This is a genomic window from Tolypothrix sp. PCC 7712 (genome assembly GCF_025860405.1).
Lineage (GTDB): Bacteria > Cyanobacteriota > Cyanobacteriia > Cyanobacteriales > Nostocaceae > Aulosira > Aulosira diplosiphon.
Map to the genome: position 1 here is coordinate 5,346,737 of NZ_CP063785.1, position 16,511 is coordinate 5,363,247.

Annotated in this window: 12 protein-coding genes; 6 read left to right on the top strand and 6 right to left on the bottom strand. The window is 40.0% G+C overall.

Annotated elements, in window-relative coordinates; all coding sequences use genetic code 11:
• Positions 1-31: 31 nt before the first annotated feature.
• Entirely contained in the window at positions 32-217 is a 186-nt protein-coding gene (locus HGR01_RS22000) for a DUF433 domain-containing protein (RefSeq protein ID WP_045871770.1), read from the bottom strand.
• A 154-nt stretch (positions 218-371) separates the two neighbouring features.
• Positions 372-1,139, bottom strand: a complete 768-nt coding sequence (locus HGR01_RS22010) for a TetR/AcrR family transcriptional regulator (RefSeq protein ID WP_045871543.1) — start codon at positions 1,137-1,139, stop codon at positions 372-374.
• Between the two features lie 65 nt (positions 1,140-1,204).
• Between HGR01_RS22010 and HGR01_RS22015 the strand changes: the two genes are divergently transcribed.
• Together HGR01_RS22015 and HGR01_RS22020 are read left to right on the top strand one after the other, a co-directional pair.
• Positions 1,205-2,221: a Rieske 2Fe-2S domain-containing protein gene (locus HGR01_RS22015; protein WP_045871769.1), complete on the top strand. Its 1,017-nt coding sequence runs from the start codon at positions 1,205-1,207 to the stop codon at positions 2,219-2,221.
• Between the two features lie 250 nt (positions 2,222-2,471).
• Positions 2,472-5,306 (top strand): poly(A) polymerase, encoded by a 2,835-nt coding sequence (locus tag HGR01_RS22020; protein ID WP_228045450.1) that lies wholly within the window; start codon positions 2,472-2,474, stop codon positions 5,304-5,306.
• A gap of 222 nt (positions 5,307-5,528) precedes the next feature.
• Here the strand turns inward: HGR01_RS22020 and HGR01_RS22025 are convergent, their stop codons facing one another.
• Together HGR01_RS22025 and HGR01_RS22030 are read right to left on the bottom strand one after the other, a co-directional pair.
• A complete protein-coding gene (locus HGR01_RS22025; RefSeq protein WP_071989426.1) occupies positions 5,529-7,247 on the bottom strand; it encodes an ankyrin repeat domain-containing protein in 1,719 nt (572 codons plus the stop codon).
• Positions 7,248-7,414: 167 nt separating this feature from the next.
• Positions 7,415-7,960 carry an RNA 2'-phosphotransferase gene (locus HGR01_RS22030; protein ID WP_045871541.1) on the bottom strand — a complete coding sequence of 182 codons (546 nt, stop codon included), beginning with the start codon at positions 7,958-7,960 and terminating at the stop codon, positions 7,415-7,417.
• Positions 7,961-8,365: 405 nt separating this feature from the next.
• On the opposite strand from HGR01_RS22030, the gene HGR01_RS22035 reads away from it, so the two are divergent.
• From HGR01_RS22035 to HGR01_RS22050, 4 genes are all read left to right on the top strand, one after another.
• Entirely contained in the window at positions 8,366-9,391 is a 1,026-nt protein-coding gene (locus HGR01_RS22035; protein ID WP_045871540.1) for a HEAT repeat domain-containing protein, read from the top strand.
• Positions 9,392-9,960: 569 nt separating this feature from the next.
• Positions 9,961-10,341 (top strand): DUF2809 domain-containing protein, encoded by a 381-nt coding sequence (locus HGR01_RS22040; RefSeq protein WP_045871539.1) that lies wholly within the window; start codon positions 9,961-9,963, stop codon positions 10,339-10,341.
• 208 nt (positions 10,342-10,549) lie between these two features.
• Positions 10,550-12,265, top strand: a complete 1,716-nt coding sequence (locus HGR01_RS22045; protein WP_052335257.1) for a WG repeat-containing protein — start codon at positions 10,550-10,552, stop codon at positions 12,263-12,265.
• Between the two features lie 582 nt (positions 12,266-12,847).
• Positions 12,848-13,030: a hypothetical protein gene (locus tag HGR01_RS22050; protein ID WP_155539357.1), complete on the top strand. Its 183-nt coding sequence runs from the start codon at positions 12,848-12,850 to the stop codon at positions 13,028-13,030.
• A 1,359-nt stretch (positions 13,031-14,389) separates the two neighbouring features.
• On the opposite strand, the gene HGR01_RS22055 is transcribed toward HGR01_RS22050, so the two are convergent.
• Together HGR01_RS22055 and HGR01_RS22060 are read right to left on the bottom strand one after the other, a co-directional pair.
• Positions 14,390-14,836, bottom strand: coding sequence for a DUF3598 family protein (locus HGR01_RS22055; protein WP_045871538.1), 447 nt, complete (start codon positions 14,834-14,836; stop codon positions 14,390-14,392).
• A gap of 76 nt (positions 14,837-14,912) precedes the next feature.
• Entirely contained in the window at positions 14,913-16,331 is a 1,419-nt protein-coding gene (locus HGR01_RS22060) for an aldehyde dehydrogenase family protein (RefSeq protein WP_045871537.1), read from the bottom strand.
• Positions 16,332-16,511: the final 180 nt, after the last annotated feature.

The window sequence follows — 16,511 nt, forward strand, 5'->3', positions numbered from 1 at the left end:
AAGTTACAGGCGGTACTCAATAAGCAGATATTTAAGATCTAATTAGAGCAGCTTCCACTTGAGTTTTGGTGAGTTCGTATTCTTGCATAACTTCTTCTTTGTTCATACCACCAGCTAGAGAACCGATGATAATAGAGATGGGAACACGGGTTCCAGTAATGACAGGTGTGCCGTGGTGGATGGCAGGATCTACAGTGATATGTGGGGCAATTTCCATCGCTACTTTCTCAATGTTTGCTATTTCACTATTTTGCCTTGAAATCATCTATAGCAAATAGTAGATTATTGGGCAGATCTCAAGACAAATTGAGATCATGTTGACATACCCATCAAGAAATCGGCCCTAAACGAGATAAATATGGCGATCGCTCTTAATTCTCCACAAACTGTTTACCACAGTCCTTACAGAGATAGCACTGTTTCCCCCGTCGATAGCCATTTTTAGACAATTGCTGTGATTGACAATGAGGACATTTCATTACTTTCATTACAGGACTCAACCGACTATCGCCCACATATGGCTCTAAATACGACACCAACAAATCCTCAATCTGCTGTACTAGTTGTTGGCGATGCTGTTGATCGGGGTTACGCAGTGCTGACAAAATCAGAGCATTACTGCTGTGAACACAAACCTCTGCTAACAGATGACATTGCACCTCACTTAAATTTGGATTTCTTGGCTGTAAAAGACTTGAAGTAAAGTCAATTGCTTCCTGAGTCATACTGTCATCAATCGACTGGAAAACCTCACGTTTCATATAAAACTGCACAAACACTACCCGTGATACAGGATGCTCAAACATCTCCGTTACAGCCGTTACAAGCCTATGTACCATTTGCCTCAGAGGTAAAGCGATAATTTCTGGTGTGTTTAGCTGTGCCCATAAAACCTGAACTCGCTCGATATGACGTAATTCCATTGCATGAAAAATGGCAGCTTTATCAGGAAAAAACTGATATAGAGAACCGATCGCTGTCCCGGCTTTTGCTGCAATCAGATGAGTAGTAGCCGCTTCATAGCCCATCTCATCAAATACAGCCGCTGCTGCATCTAAAATTTTTTCGACTCGTTCTTTACCTCGCTGCTGTTTGGGTTGACGACGAAGATTACTTGACAAATGTGAATGTTCTGTCATATTTTAGAAACACGACGGATATTTCACAATTTTATAACTTGCTTGCGGAGAACTCTATGGAGTCTATGCTTCCTGGTGCGCCCTGGTTGTTAGCGCACAAGTCTATGCTGGCAGTGAATCAACCCCAGAAAATATCTTTGTATGGTGCTGACTATGTGATGTGGAAGGATGGGAATGGAGACATCCATGCGTTACCTAACGCTTGTCCACACATGGGTGCAATGCTATCAACCGGATGGTGTGAAGCCGAAAGCGATAGCACAAGTACCGTAGTTTGCCCGTTTCATGCGCTGAAATTTGATAGTTCAGGCTGCACTATTTTACCTGGATCGAACAAGAAAACATTACCGCTACTCAAACCCTTAGAACTCATCATTCAAGGGGATTTTATCTGGTCTTACGGAGGATACGAGCCAAAAATACCTATTCCCAGCGTACTGAATGACATTGCCAATCATTACGACTTTATTGGGCATACCGCAGATAGAAGCGTAGAGACAGATCTACTAACTATGTTGCTGAATATGCACGATTACAATCATCAAAATGGCACCCACCGGGAATTGTTTCGGATTACCGAGGTGAATTTTCATCAATTTATTGATCATGGGCATCACTCCCATGCCTTTTATGATATGCCTGCAGCCCCCTATAGTTTACTAGAAAAGCTGAGAAAACCAGATTTATTTTTGCTACCAACCACCATTAAGGCGCACCTGGAAAATCATTTCCCTGCTTTTGTGATTTTTCATGGAAAAACACCGTTAGGTAAAGCAGCGCAATGTCACATCTTTGTACCAGAAGCCGAGAATCGGACAAGAACTTACTTATTACTATTTGGTCAAGCCAAGCACCCGGCTTTTAAGGTATTAGGCAACACCTATCTTAAATTTGGCAAGGTTGTAGTGGATCAAGATGCAGATATTCTCAGCAAAATTTATCCAGATACACCTCAGAAAATTAAACTCAATAATGAAGTGGGTATGGATTGGGTACGCCGTAATTTTGCCAGCTTTCCTGATGTAGTTTCGCCTCAACTATCTATGCAGCGTCACACCGCAAATATAGTTGACAGGGTTTGATCCATCAATTAGGAGGTAGTAAGAGTTTTGGTGAAACTAGCGATCGCAGTTTTGGCATTGCCGCACCTTGTGAAGTATAATGTATTATGAAAGTAATACATTGAAAACCTACGGTAAAAGTATATGTAGTCCCTCGTCTCAATCAAATTCGGTGCAAGTGGCGAATGTTAACTTGCTTAGTTGTTTAATTTCGTCACGAAATTATTTGATTACAGAAAAAGGGAATATGTCAAAATCAGAAAAGAAAAAAATGGCAACCAGTCGCGAGGTTTACCATCGCATTATCTGGGACGAGCGTCTTAATAGCAGTGCTTTTGTTGTCGGTTATCAAGAACGCCTTGCATCTACAGGAATCAGAGAAAAACCTCTAACCCAATGGGCGACAGATGGGGATATACCTTGGCATCGCATCCGCTATATCCGTTGCCAAGACGTGGTTGTTTGGGATCGGGAACAGCATTTAGATTTAATTTCCAGTGGAGAGTTACCTGCGGCGGCGTGGAAAAGCGAGACTAGAGAAAATACAGGGGAAAAAGTTATCACTGTATTAGATAGTACCGTAATATTTACTCCGCGACCCGTTTATAAATACGATATCCAAGGTTGGCAACTAAATACACAAAAAGCCGCAGCCGTCGATTTAGAAACTTTGACAATTGCTAGTTTTAACGTGCTTTGTGACCTCTACGACAAGGAGAAAATCGCAACTGAAAAAAGATTACCAGCAATTGTTGAGCAGTTACGTCAATGTAACGCAGATATCATCGCCATCCAAGAAGCGACACCAGCTTTAGTAGAGTTACTTTTATCGCAAACTTGGGTACGCAATTATTATATTTCGGAATCCAGCACAGCCGAAAAAGTGCGACCTTACGGTAATTTATTATTGTCGCGTCTGCCTTTTACACTCGTTGAACATCAATTTTCTGGACACAAGCGGGTATTGGTAGGGAGTTGTGAAATTAACGGTCAATTATTGCACATTGCAGTCGTGCATTTAACCAGCGATTACGCTCAAAATGCCCTAGAAAAACGCCAACATCAGCTATCTACCATAGTTGCATATCTGCAAACTCTACCAGGAAATAGTTTAATAGCTGGTGACTTCAATACGCGAGGGAACGAACAAGAAGAGATATTAATGGGTGCTGGATATGTCGATATCTGGCAAAAACTACATCCAGATGCAGCAGGTTATACATTTGACCCGCAACGCAACGCCTTAGCGGCGTTGATGAGTTTAACGGGAATACCAGTTAGGCTCGATCGCATTTTACTGCTCAATCCAAACCATGATTGGCAAGCGCAGTCAATTAACTTATTTGCTTGTGAACCCATAGCAGATACAGAGGGGAAAATTTATCCATCAGATCATTTTGGTCTGCGTGCAGTTCTCAGAGCAAAAAAACAAGGAGAAACAGAAACTAAGCGACGTACACAGAAGCCTGTATTTCTCAATCCGAGTGATGTGTCTTCTCTATCTACAGTCCGCCCAGTTTATCAAAGTACCTTAGCCGACTTCCAAACATTTACACACCGCAAAAGTTCTACAGCATGGTTGCGTCCTGTTGTCCAGCCAGAAACCGCATTGCATGAGTTACAAACAGTATTGCAAAATCTGTTTCCCCAATGTAACGAACAAAGCAGCAAAACAAAAGCAGGTTTTACACCCCACCTCAGCGTCGGACAATTCCCCAGTCCGGAAGCGGCTTTGGCTGAGTTACCGCAATGGCATCCAGTTAGTTTTACAGTTGACTCTATCGCCTTAATTAGCCGTCGCGGTGATGAGCCTTTTGCCGTGAGACATATTGTCTATTTGGGAGAAAGCGGAGTCACCCATTCTTCCGAATTGTGGGAGTTAGTTAACAACTTGGAACCAGAACTAACTCCAGCACAGCAATTACCGCGTGACACCGTGTTAGAAGTGGTGACTCAAGCTTGTGCAGAATGTTTGGGTTTTCAACCCTCAATACAGTTATTGGGTTCGGCGCGTCTTGGCGTACAAAGTCCCGACAGCGATTTGGATGCTGTGTGTGTGATTCCCACTTATTTATCTGGGGAAGCTTTTCTAGTTAGCGTCCAACAACGATTGCAAGGATTGTGCCACACTCAACTAGTATTAGATGCAAGAGTCCCAGTACTGCGCCTGCAATTAGAAGGGATATCTTTAGATTTACTTTATGCAAGGACAGAAAACTACCAATTGGCGAGGAAAAATCCGCAAAACCTTGACCCAATTAGCTTAAAAGCTATTGTTGGTTGTTGGGAAGCAGATTTAATTACTGAGGTAGTTAGTAAATATGTATCGCTTGACACCTTCCGCCAGCTATTGCGAGCAGTACGCGCCTGGGCTAAAGCCAGAGATATTTACAGCAATGCTTGGGGTTTTCTGGGTGGTTTCTCCTGGGCTTTACTCTGCGCTTATTGTTGTAAATCTGACAAAAAATCAGAAACAAGCCTAGATAAATTACTGACTAAATTTTTCCAAATTTTGCACCATCATGATTGGCAACAGGCTATTGCACTTACGGATGTAGGTAGACAATATCAGGTACAATCACCACGAGACTGGCTACCTGTAGTCACATCAATAGAACCATGTCAGAATACTGCGCGTAATGTCACCCGTTCTACTGCACAGATAATCCAAAGCGAATTTGCTAGAGGTGCAACACTGACTGAGCGAATTTTAGCAGGTGAAGAAAAGTGGACAGCTTTATTTAAACCAATCGAGCTACACCAAGAATCAGAGATATTTTTGATATTAAAGGTGAGTAATCAAGATGAGCATGAGCTTGGAAAATGCTGCGGTATTTTAGCAGGTTACATCATTAGTTTAATTATTCAGCTTGAGCAACTCGGTATCTTTGTGCGACCTTGGACAGGTATGCAAAAGATGCAGAATACTGCGCGTTTAGTATTAGGTTTACATCTTGCTGCTGATTGTCAAAGCACTACCGTAGAACAGTTGGCGAGAGATTTTTTATCACAGTTAAATTTTCAAAATACTAGTTTTGATGTGATGATATCTCATGATAGTTCTTTAATTACTGATAAAAATTCTAGTATGAACTGGAGGCTCTAACTATAGTTATGAGTTTATGTCTTTTAGTTTACATTTTGGGTCACCGACAATTATGCCAAAACTTCTACCATTCTGAAAAAAGAACGCGACAGTAGGTAAGGGCACGGCACCTGTAAGATATTTGATATGCCAAAATATTGTGGATGCCGTGCCCCTACAAAGATTTTATCTGTCGCAAACATTATTTGAATTGGTATTAGGTTAAAGCTATATTATCAAGAATTAATTATTTTGAATAACCCGACTCCAAGTGAAGTTGCTTAAATCTAAGAAGTAATCATTTAAATTATCTATATATTCTGAATCTTCTTGCTGAATTACCAACAATTTCCCGCCACTAATATAAATTTTACCTGGTTCTCTATAGTAAGCTTTGTGATGGCTAATCCAGCCTGGTTTATCGCCAGTAGTTTCTACTTTTTCTATTTTGAAAGTATGAGAATCTAATCGATAAACGGGAGTTTCATCGGATATGGCTGCATTAGCATATCCTAAATTACCAATAATATATATGTAGTCGCCAACTAAGGTAGCAGAGTGAAAATCTGTTGGCGGAAACACATCTTGAGGATAACCAAAAATCTGGAAGCTGCCATCAGGTTGGTAAACTACAACATCGTTATATATACAGAAATCAGGGTCATAATAGTCTTCATGTTCGCCAGCAATTTCTATAATTCTGCCATCTGGTAATTGTGTAATAGTTCTGCCAAAGCGTTGATAGCACCAGCCTTTATCTTGCCAATTCTCAGTATCGTTAAAAATATTTTTTGCTGCATAAGCAGAACAACCTTCATAAATCATCGCTTGCCAAAAAGGTATGTCCATTAACTCTGGATTTGTTTTGCCAAAGCGCGGATGTTTGCCAGCAAAATATTGCTCTGGGGATAATTTTGATAATGAAAATTTATTGTTGTCTATTTTGGTGAGCGATCGCCGTATATTATCGTTAATATCGCTCAAATTTTCCCCTGCTATCACTAACATTCTGACAATATCCAGATGATTAGCGACTTTAATAGCTGTATTATTGTACTTATCGATTCTGCCAGGATTTACCCCAGCCTCTAGTAAAATTTTGACGCAATCAGTGGCGCTCAGTTCTGCTGCCATCATTAACGCAGTGTTCTCAAAATCATCAGTGGCTTCAATATCAAATCCCTCAGCAATTAGCCACTGTAAGATATCGTGCCGATTGTTTTCTATGGCATACATTAATGGGGTTTTTCCAGAGATTCCCACATCATTGCGGTTTGCTCCCATTGCTAGCAGTAATTTTGTTTTTGCTAGTTCACCCACTTGAATACTTAATAAAAAAGGGGTTCTCTGCCAACTATCACACACATCTTGTTGTGCGCCTTTTTCTAGCAATAACTTTACTTGTTCCAAATTGCCAAAAACTATAGCGTGCATTAATTCTGTCCATCCCAATTGCTCTGGATTAGCACCTGCATTTAATAGTAATTGGACAGCATCAAATCTTCCTAAATGAGCAGCTACTTTAATAGCAGTCTCACCATAGCTACTTCTGCCATTAACAGTAGCACCTCTAGATATAAGTAAATTTAAAATCGAGATTAAATTTTGATCATGCAAAATATCTCGACCATACATTGCTTGAATTAAGACATCATATCCATTTTCTGTTTGATAGTTAATATCCGCTCCCGCATCGAGAATAAATTGGACTTTATCTATATTTCCTGACTGCACAGCCAAGTCAAGTACAGTATGTTCAGATTCTGGTTCAATCGCATTAACATTTGCGCCATGTTCTACAAGGAAACGCAGCATATCTATGCCTGCATCAGAGCTACTAACTGCAACCATTAATGGCGTTTTCTGAAAATCCTCTTCTAGAGAATCAATATCAACACCATTGCTAATTTCGTTTGCAACTCCGGCAATATCTCCCTGCTGTGCATAAAGATGAATTTGCATAATTTTTATATTTATTTTTTAATGTAAATTTTCAGTTCACGTAAGATGCGTTACGCTATCGCTAACGCATCAGATTTGAGATTTTTTCATAAATCAAATCGGATTCCTGTATAAATGTTCATTCTTAATGTAGATATTGCTATAAATTAACAGCTATTACTCAAAAATTAAATTATTTGTAAATACTCAGGAGGAATATTATCTACTAACCAAACACCGTTATCAGAACAGTAGAAGATATAGCCAGCCTGATGCATTGCAACTGCATTAACAGCAAAAACTATCGGCTTTCCATGTCTTGCACCCACATTCTTGGCAGTAGCAATATCTTTTGATAAATGTACATGATGACGAGACATTTTACTTAGTCCCGTTTGTAAAATTGACTCTACAGATTGTTTCGCTGTACCGTGGTAAAGTACATCTGGAGGTACAACAGGTTCTAATTGCAAATCAACTTCTATACTATGCCCTTGATTAGCACGAATTAGAGTACCTGTAGAGTCAAAAGAAAAGCGTTGTTTATCGTTGCTTTCTACTACTAGCTGTAATTCTTGGCGAGTGATAGGAAACTTGTTTTTTGCACAAGCAGTTAGTAGTTCATTAATCTCAATCCAGCCACCAGGGGCAAGTTTTATACCAATATCTGCGGGCTTATGCCGCAGATGTTTACTAAGAAACTTGCTGATTTTGAGCAAGCGAGAATCGTTCATTTGATTGTAATTAAATTTATACTACATATATATATTAATTGTAATACAAAAAATAACTAGCGTCAATTTATAGTGTATTGCAGGTTAATAGAGTAGATTGTTTATCAAAATTAACCATAAAGTAAGCAATACACCTTTGCGGCTAAAAGGCTGATACTCACCAAACAAACGAGCAGGTTAGTAAATGCTCCTAACTACAAGTGATGCGTGTAATTTATGTACAAAAAGAGTATCAAAAAAATCTCTAATTAATTTGACTTCAATCTGGCAAATTTGTTTTCCGAAAAAATGCAGGTAGATGTTGTAGTGACATTAATCTGTTCCCTATTGAAAAACTTCAGTTATCGACTGGGAAGGGGTTCTAATATCTTAACTATGTAACCCAGATACCAACAAAATAATCTTATGAAACAACATATAATTGCAACTAGCCTGTTGGTTTTGACTCTGAGCGCTTGCAATCTAAACTCTGTAAAAGATTCTAAAGTTCAGCGTCTAGCAGATGAGAAAAATGTCAAAGAACTGATAGCTGGTTATATCCAAAAGTCGCCGACTTTCGGCACAGATCAAGCAGCCGAAGCATTAGGAAATTTAGGAGATAAGCAAGCTGTCGAACCGTTAATTGCTGTGCTGAATACTCCTGTGAAAGCCTCTGCATCTTCTGCAGAAATTAAAACTCATGCAGCAGCTGCGATCGCACTGGGAAAACTCAAAGATACCCGTGCTGTTAAGCCTTTAGTCGCCAATGTCAACCATCCCAGTTCACGTATTGCGAATGCTGCTAAAACTGGGCTGAAGGATATCGCCGCCACAAATCCCAAGATTGTCGATCAAGTGCTACCTGGCTTTAAAAAGGACGATCCTGCATCTGTAATTGCTATGGGTGCGATCGGTAAACCTGCGCTGGAACCAATGCTAGCAGCACTAAAAGAACCCGACGCAAGAACGAGGACAAATGCGGCTAGCGTTTTGGCAGATATTGGCGATCCCAAAGCAATTGAACCATTAACCAAAAATTTAACTGACTGGGCATCTAGCCCAATGGTTGGTGTAGCTTTAGAAAAGCTTAACTGGCAAGCAGTATCAGATGCAGATAAAGTGCATTTATTAATCGCTAAAAGTAAAGGAGAAGAATTACGTAATAATTGGGAGATGACAAAAGGCGTTTTGCTCAAAGATTTAGATTCAAAAGACCCCCGGACTTTATCTTATGCCCTATATTCTTTTATTAGTATTGGTGGCAAGGGTACGACAGAAACTTTGGTTAAAGTCTTGAAGGAAGACGGCAATAAAAATTTAGCGCTTGCCTATCTGAATTGTGGCGAACCAACATTAGAAAAAGCTGCTCAAGATTGGGCGACTTCTAGAGGATACCGAGTAGTTAAGACTGCCCAAAAAGACCAACAAACAGTCAAATGGGGTTCATTTTAGCGCTTTTATTGTAATTTGATTTTCATCTTGATAAAAATAGGCTCGTAAGGGCGGGGACAATGCCCATTGGTGTCAACTTAATGTGAAACCCGCTTGGCGACAACGTTCTGCCCTCACCCCCAGCCCCTCTCCCAGCAGGCTACGGTGTACACACAAGTCCTAAAATCCTTGCCGCATAAGATGCAAGCCTTAGTAGGTAAGGTTTTGAGATTATCAATTAGATTGTCAATAGTCCTAACTTATTGATCAGCATTTAACGGAAAATCAAGGATTTAAAACATAAATTTCCGTTCTTGTGCGTCAATTTGATTCCCAAACCAAGATGTGTGTACACCGTAGCTCCCAGCAGGAGAGGGGAGCAAGAGATTTAATTCCCCTTCTCCCTGAGGGAGAAGGGGGATGAGGGTGCGAGGTATTTGTACAACACGCGCCGTATATAGCTTTTAGCTTAAGTTGACACGTATGAATGGTGCCGTGCCCCTACAAAGAATTGATTTATCGCAAACATTGTTTGAATTGGTATAAGTATAAAATTAAACAATACTACAGATTTACTTTTTACTACTCAGATGCTTAAATTCGATAAAAAATATTTATATCTAACGCTCTTACTATTTGTCATAGAGGTGTGTATTGCTGTTTTCTTTGATGACAGTTTTATACGTCCTTTTGTCGGTGATGTTTTAGTAGTTATATTAATTTATTGCTTTGTGAAAAGTTTTTGGCAGATCAAAGCAAATGTTTTGGCTTTATCTGTTTTTGTATTTGCTTGTATTATCGAAATTCTGCAATATTTTAATTTTGTCAAGGTTTTAGGATTAGAAAAATATAAGATTGCGGTTGTAGTATTGGGCAGTTCATTTGATTGGAAGGATATCATTGCTTATGCAATAGGTAGCGCCACAGTCTTGTGGTTAGAAAATAGGATAAACAAACGGCTGAAAAGCTAATAAGTTTAAATATTATTTAATTGCTAACAAAATTTCATCTAAGTGGGATGCATTAGGCGTGAGCCGTAACGCATCCTACTTGAATCCGTTGACTATTGACAATGTTTAATATATTTTCTTTAATGCAGAATAGCTTGTTTTGTGATGTTACCTCACAGATAAGCGTAAACCAGCAATGTCATTTATATTAGCTATTACAAAATACTAGATGAATACCAGCTTAAAATTAATTGCCAACACTTCACTGATTGTTACATTATTAGGTCAGATATTTATATCTAAAGCTTCGGCATTTTCTGATATAAAAAATCAAATAGCCAAAGATTGTATTACTCAACTGGCGGAACGCAACTTAATTAGAGGATATGCAGATCAAACATTCCGCCCCCAGTCAACTATTAATCGAGCTGAGTTTGTGGTTTTATTATTAAATGCCTTTCCTAATAGCGAAGTAAAACACCCAGGAATGGAATTTAAAGATGTTCCCAATACGCATTGGGCATATAAAGCCATTCAAGCTGCTTATCAACGGGGATTTTTTAGCGGATATCCAGACCGTACTTTTAGACCATCTCAAGCTATTCCCAGGGTACAGGCGATCGCAATTCTGAGCAATCATCTCAATTTCAATACTCCAGAGAATGCAGAAACCATACTCAAACAGCATTTTGATGATGAAGCACAGATTCCAGATTATGCCAGAAAATCCCTAGCTGCAGGCATAATTGGGCGGATAGTAGTTAACTACCCCAACATCAAACAACTACAACCGAATAAAGGTGCTACTCGAGGTGAAGTTGCAGCAATTATCTGTCAATCTTTAAATTTAGCGAGAACTATACCCTTAGAATACATTGCTGGTGGGAAGCAACCTTTTACAATTCCGCCAGAAATGGGAGGATTTACAAATTTTTCTGAAGGGTTAGCGGGTGCAGAAGTTAATAGAAAGTATGGATTTATTAATAAAACTGGTGAATTAGTGATAGCTGCTAAATTTGATGGAATTCAGAATTTTTCTTCTGGGTTAGCGGCTGTGAAAATTGGGGATAAATGGGGTTATATCGACAAAACAGGTAAATTAGTTATCCCAGCACAATTTTTGCAACAACCCGCAGATTTTGTTGAGGAAGTAGCCCAGGTTCAGGTAGAAGATAAAATAGGATTTATTGATAAAACTGGCAAGCTTTTATTTACCGTTACCTATCCAGGTGCTAACTCATTACAAGTGAATAATTTTTCCGATGGGCTGGCGGCGGTGAGAATTGACTCAGAAAGAACAGGATTTATTGATAAAACTGGTAAATTTGTGATTGAACCACAACCTTATAATATTGCAGATTTTGCCTCTGGGTTGGCAGCTATTAAGGTAAATAATAAATATGGTTATATAGATAAAACTGGTAAAGTGGTAATTACCCCTCAATTTAATAAAGCCAAGCGATTTACCGAAGGATTGGCAGCAGTAGATTTTAGTGCCAACGGCATTTCTAATTGGGGTTATATTGACTCTACAGGTAAAACAGTAATAGCACCACAATTTTATGATGCTAAGAATTTTTCTGAGGGGTTGGCGTGCATATATTCAGAACAAGGTTTTGGTTTTATAGATAAAACAGGGAAATTAGTTATTTCGAGTAGTCAATTAACCTCTAATGCGGGTAACTTCATCTCAGAATTAGGCTCATTTTCATCAGGGTTAGCGTTGGTGAAAATTGGCAATAAATTTGGCTATATAGATAAAACTGGCAAGTCAATTATCAAGGTAGAACTGCCTAATGCTTTGAGTTTTCAGGATGGTATGGCTATGGTAAATGTATCTGGCACATGGATAAAAAATATTGGCTTTGATAGTGCTAATATTCCTATTATTGACTACACTTTTGACGGCGGTAAATGGGGTTATATCCGTTCGCCATTGAATTGAAAGTGCTGACTTCTGATACCATTTTGAAAAAAGAATGCCACAGATGAGTAGGGAACATACACCATTGGTATCAACTTAACGTGAAACCCGCTTTGTGCAAAGGTTTTTCCCTCACCCCCAGCCCCTCTCCCTCAGGGAGAGGGGAGCAAGAGATTCAATTCCCCTTCTCCCTGAGGGAGAAGGGGTTAGGGGATGAGGGTGCGAGGTATTTGTACAACACCCGCCGTATATAGCTTTTAGCTCAAGTTTACACCAATGGGCATCCACAATCTTTTGGTATATTCAATTATCTTACTTGTGCCGTGCCCTTACATGGAATTTATTTGTCGCAAACAGTATTTGAATTGGTATGAGTTTTTAATTAGGGACTTCCAGAAATAAAATTTAGATGAACAGCTATCTGATATATGTTGCGCTCAAGATGTTTGCAGCACAGGGGTTATAGGGGATCATGAGTGATATTACTCAATGATATGTTGTAAATTTTAAAAGTTAGCCCGTATATTTCTGGAAAAGCCATTGTACAATTTGTAGTCATAGGGCAAGTATCACTGGATGCTCCCGTTACCTCAAGAGGGTTAAATGATTAATCGCTTTGTGAATCTCGTTTTTATTGATTCCTTTGCCATCGCAATTAACGTGACACTTGGTACATTACTTCGCACTAAAATCTGTAACTATTCATGGGATGGAGTTGTAGATAATGATTTGTCAACGTTAGAAAGTAGCAACAGTTCTTGTAATGACTCCTCATCGGTAAATTAATTACAAATTCACTACCCTAACAAAATGTATAAAAATCCGATTTGATTTCTGAAAAAATCTCAGCTTTGGCACTGATGCGTCACGCTATCGCTAACGCATCCTACGTGAACTTTAAATGATATTTGCGGTAGATAAATGATTCTTAAGGGTACAGCAGTGCTGTGCCCCTTTTTTTATAATCGCCTAGAATTTTTAGCTATATTTTCATCATCTTACGGGGAAATGCGATCGCAAAGTCAGCCTTGTAAGCGAAAACGGTGCTACTCAAGTGTTTTTATCCCCTTGCAGTGGAATAGGTTGTGGAAACTAACCTTTTTTCTACTGCTCTGGACACGACAATCAAGGTTTCAATCCCCTTGCGGGGAAATAGGTTGTAGAAATTTGCTGCTGGAACCGTCCCCGCGGACGTGCAGACAGCAGTTGACAAGTTTCAATCCCCTTGCGGGGGAATAGGTTGTGGAAACCCAACCCTATGTTGAGGTTTACCAGATGGTTTCGCAGGTTTCAATCCCCTTGCGGGGGAATAGGTTGTGGAAACGCTGGGTAGATGCCTATCAAAGCCTTTTTGAAATTGCGTTTCAATCCCCTTGCGGGGGAATAGGTTGTGGAAACCCTACATAAGTAATGGTGGTATCGCTGCCAGTAAAGCGTTTCAATCCCCTTGCGGGGGAATAGGTTGTGGAAACCGATGCTGTAGCTCAAAATAAAAACGTCTTTGACTTTGTTTCAATCCCCTTGCGGGGGAATAGGTTGTGGAAACCAAATTACACAATTTTCTGACTGAAGTTTGTGGAGGTTTCAATCCCCTTGCGGGGAAATAGGTTGTGGAAACAGCTCGGTATTGAAACCTAACCAGAGCAAGCTTCCTGGAAAGCATTTTGGCAGATCGAAAATTTTAATCATTTTCAGCCCACCTTATTGAAACTAATTTGCAACTTTCCTGATTGCTAAAACGCTGTAATTATTCACTTGTCAAGGTTCCGGCGATTTTGGCATATCCCCCAGGGTTTTCGCCCCCACTTCGACTTGCCAAACATCAAGCTGTTAAATTCATCATCATGATAAAACTACTTACAAATCTTGTCTAGCTTTTAGTCCCAATAAATTGGGGATGAGGGAGATGAGGGAGATGAGGGGGATGAGGGGGATGAGGGAGATGAGGGAGATGAGGGAGATGAGGGAGATGAGGGAGATGAGGGAGATGGGGAGATGAGGGAGATGGGGAGATGAGGGAGATGAAGAGACAAGGAGACAGGGAGAAATTACTCATTACTCATTACTCATTACTCATTACCCATTACTCATTACTCATTACTCATTACTCATTCCCCCTTCCCCATTCCCCATTCCCCCTTCCCCTTAACGCAACCGTTCCTCTTGTATCAAAGTCCGTTGGTAAATTTGATGATTTTTAAACCAATGCCAGGTACGGGCACGATAGTTATTATCGGGGCTAATTTGAATCATTTCATATAAATTCATGTCTGGTGCTGTTTTATAAGCAAACCACAAAATTACTGTGGAATCATCTATTTCCCAAGCTTTGCCTAAAATCCGTTCCGTATCAAAAAACAGGATTTTATCTTTATATGTGCCAGGAAATTGATGTTCTTCTTGTTTGCCGGTAGACCATTTATAGCGATTAATTTGGTAGTAAGGATAGGTAGAATCTTCTGGGAACTGGCAGCTGAGGTGAGACTCATACTTATCGAGAATATTCCCCGCATTATCTACTATAGTATACGTGCCTACCCAATCTCCTTCGTGACGGACAAGCACGGGCATTCCTTCTCGGATTGTAGACATACAAAGCTCCTTGAAATTAGCTGCTAGGAATCAATTATCAGGTCTGAATGTTAAATTATCAGATTTGAATTTTTTCTTAACTATTCTCAAACCACCAAGGGTCATTTGCAGAATTAGTTTTGATTAAAAAGGCTTTTTTCCTCATAAATCTTTTTAACCCTGCTGCACCCATACGTGAGCCACCTAAACCAGATAATTTGAAAGAATTTTTTTCTCCTTCGTACATGATTGAGGTAAGCCCGGCATCATTAATACTAATAGCGCCTGCATCTATGCGCTGGGCGACTTCCATTGCTAATTCTTCTGGTTGTGCAAATACAGCCGCGCTTAATCCATACACTGAATCATTAGCTAATTCAATTGCTTCCTCAATGTTAGAAAATGGCATTACAGGCATAATGGGGCCAAATGTTTCTTCTGTCATCACTTTCATGGAATGATTGACCTGAGTTAACACTGTAGGGCGACACCACCAGCCCCCGCCCAATTCTTCAACTTTACCACCACAGTGAATCACAGCACCTTTTTCGATAGCATCTAAAAGATGATCGCTAATTGCTGCTGCTTGTTTTTCGGAAATAATCGGCCCGATTTCTCCACTTTCTAATGTGGGGTGAGCTAATTTTACTTTTTGGGCTTTAGCTACTAACTGGGCGACAAATTTCTCAAATATAGTTTCGGCAACATAAATGCGCTCAATTGACAGACAAGACTGTCCAGTATTAACAACTGAACCCCATAAAATTGCTGAGGTTGCTAAATCTAAATTAGCCGATCCTAAAACAATTGCCGGGTCTTTTCCTCCTAATTCTAATAAAGCCGGAATAAACTTTTTGGCAGCAAGTTCGCCAATTCTGCGCCCTGTATTGGTACTACCTGTAAAACAGATTAAATCAACATGTTCAATTAAAGCCGTTCCTGTTTCGCCAGATCCTTCCACAAAAGTGAAAACATCCCGCAATTTTGGCACAGCATTGATGGTTGATATTAATGGTGCAACAAAGCGGGGAGCATTTTTACTCGGTTTAACGACAACAGCACAACCCGCTAGCAATGCAGGAATAGCATCAATTGTAGATAGCAATAAGGGCAAATTCCAGGGACTGATTATCCCCACTAGGGGATAGGGAACAGCTGTTTGTTGCAGGGCGATAAAGGGGATAGATGTATTTTTGGCAGTTTCCTGCAATAGTTCTGGTGCCAACCGACACCAACGGTCGATGTTAGAAATAAACGAGTCAATTTCTAATTCCGAGACAGATAATCTTCCTGTATCATTCACCAAAGCCTCAGTCAAGCGATCGCGTCCTGCTAATATCGCTTGTTTCCATTCCTGTAAGGCTTCTACTCTCCCTTCAATACCTATCTGTTGCCAACGAACTTGCGATCGCCGCAACCGATTACACAACTGCGCCAGCAACTTCGGCGGCGGCGGTATAATCACATAGTCAAATTTTCCCGTCCGAGGATTACGAACATCTATTGATTTGGTCATTTGTTATTTGTTATTAGGTAATGGGGCATGGGGCATTGGGCATGGGGCATTGGTAATAGGTAAGTAGCTGGTTGGAATTAAATATAAGATGGACGTAGGTTGGGTTGAGGCACGAAACCCAACACCCGCATGGGTTACGCTATCGCTAACCCATCCTACAAATAATTATGCCTCCCTACT

Excerpts from the sequence above, each read along its gene's own strand:
- HGR01_RS22000 (WP_045871770.1), bottom strand. The coding sequence starts at position 217 with ATGGAAATTGCCCCACATATCACTGTAGATCCTGCCATCCACCACGGC.
- HGR01_RS22010 (WP_045871543.1), bottom strand. The coding sequence starts at position 1,139 with ATGACAGAACATTCACATTTGTCAAGTAATCTTCGTCGTCAACCCAAA.
- HGR01_RS22015 (WP_045871769.1), top strand. The coding sequence starts at position 1,205 with ATGCTTCCTGGTGCGCCCTGGTTGTTAGCGCACAAGTCTATGCTGGCA.
- HGR01_RS22020 (WP_228045450.1), top strand. The coding sequence starts at position 2,472 with ATGGCAACCAGTCGCGAGGTTTACCATCGCATTATCTGGGACGAGCGT.
- HGR01_RS22025 (WP_071989426.1), bottom strand. The coding sequence starts at position 7,247 with ATGCAAATTCATCTTTATGCACAGCAGGGAGATATTGCCGGAGTTGCA.
- HGR01_RS22030 (WP_045871541.1), bottom strand. The coding sequence starts at position 7,960 with ATGAACGATTCTCGCTTGCTCAAAATCAGCAAGTTTCTTAGTAAACAT.
- HGR01_RS22035 (WP_045871540.1), top strand. The coding sequence starts at position 8,366 with ATGAAACAACATATAATTGCAACTAGCCTGTTGGTTTTGACTCTGAGC.
- HGR01_RS22040 (WP_045871539.1), top strand. The coding sequence starts at position 9,961 with ATGCTTAAATTCGATAAAAAATATTTATATCTAACGCTCTTACTATTT.
- HGR01_RS22045 (WP_052335257.1), top strand. The coding sequence starts at position 10,550 with ATGAATACCAGCTTAAAATTAATTGCCAACACTTCACTGATTGTTACA.
- HGR01_RS22050 (WP_155539357.1), top strand. The coding sequence starts at position 12,848 with ATGATTAATCGCTTTGTGAATCTCGTTTTTATTGATTCCTTTGCCATC.
- HGR01_RS22055 (WP_045871538.1), bottom strand. The coding sequence starts at position 14,836 with ATGTCTACAATCCGAGAAGGAATGCCCGTGCTTGTCCGTCACGAAGGA.
- HGR01_RS22060 (WP_045871537.1), bottom strand. The coding sequence starts at position 16,331 with ATGACCAAATCAATAGATGTTCGTAATCCTCGGACGGGAAAATTTGAC.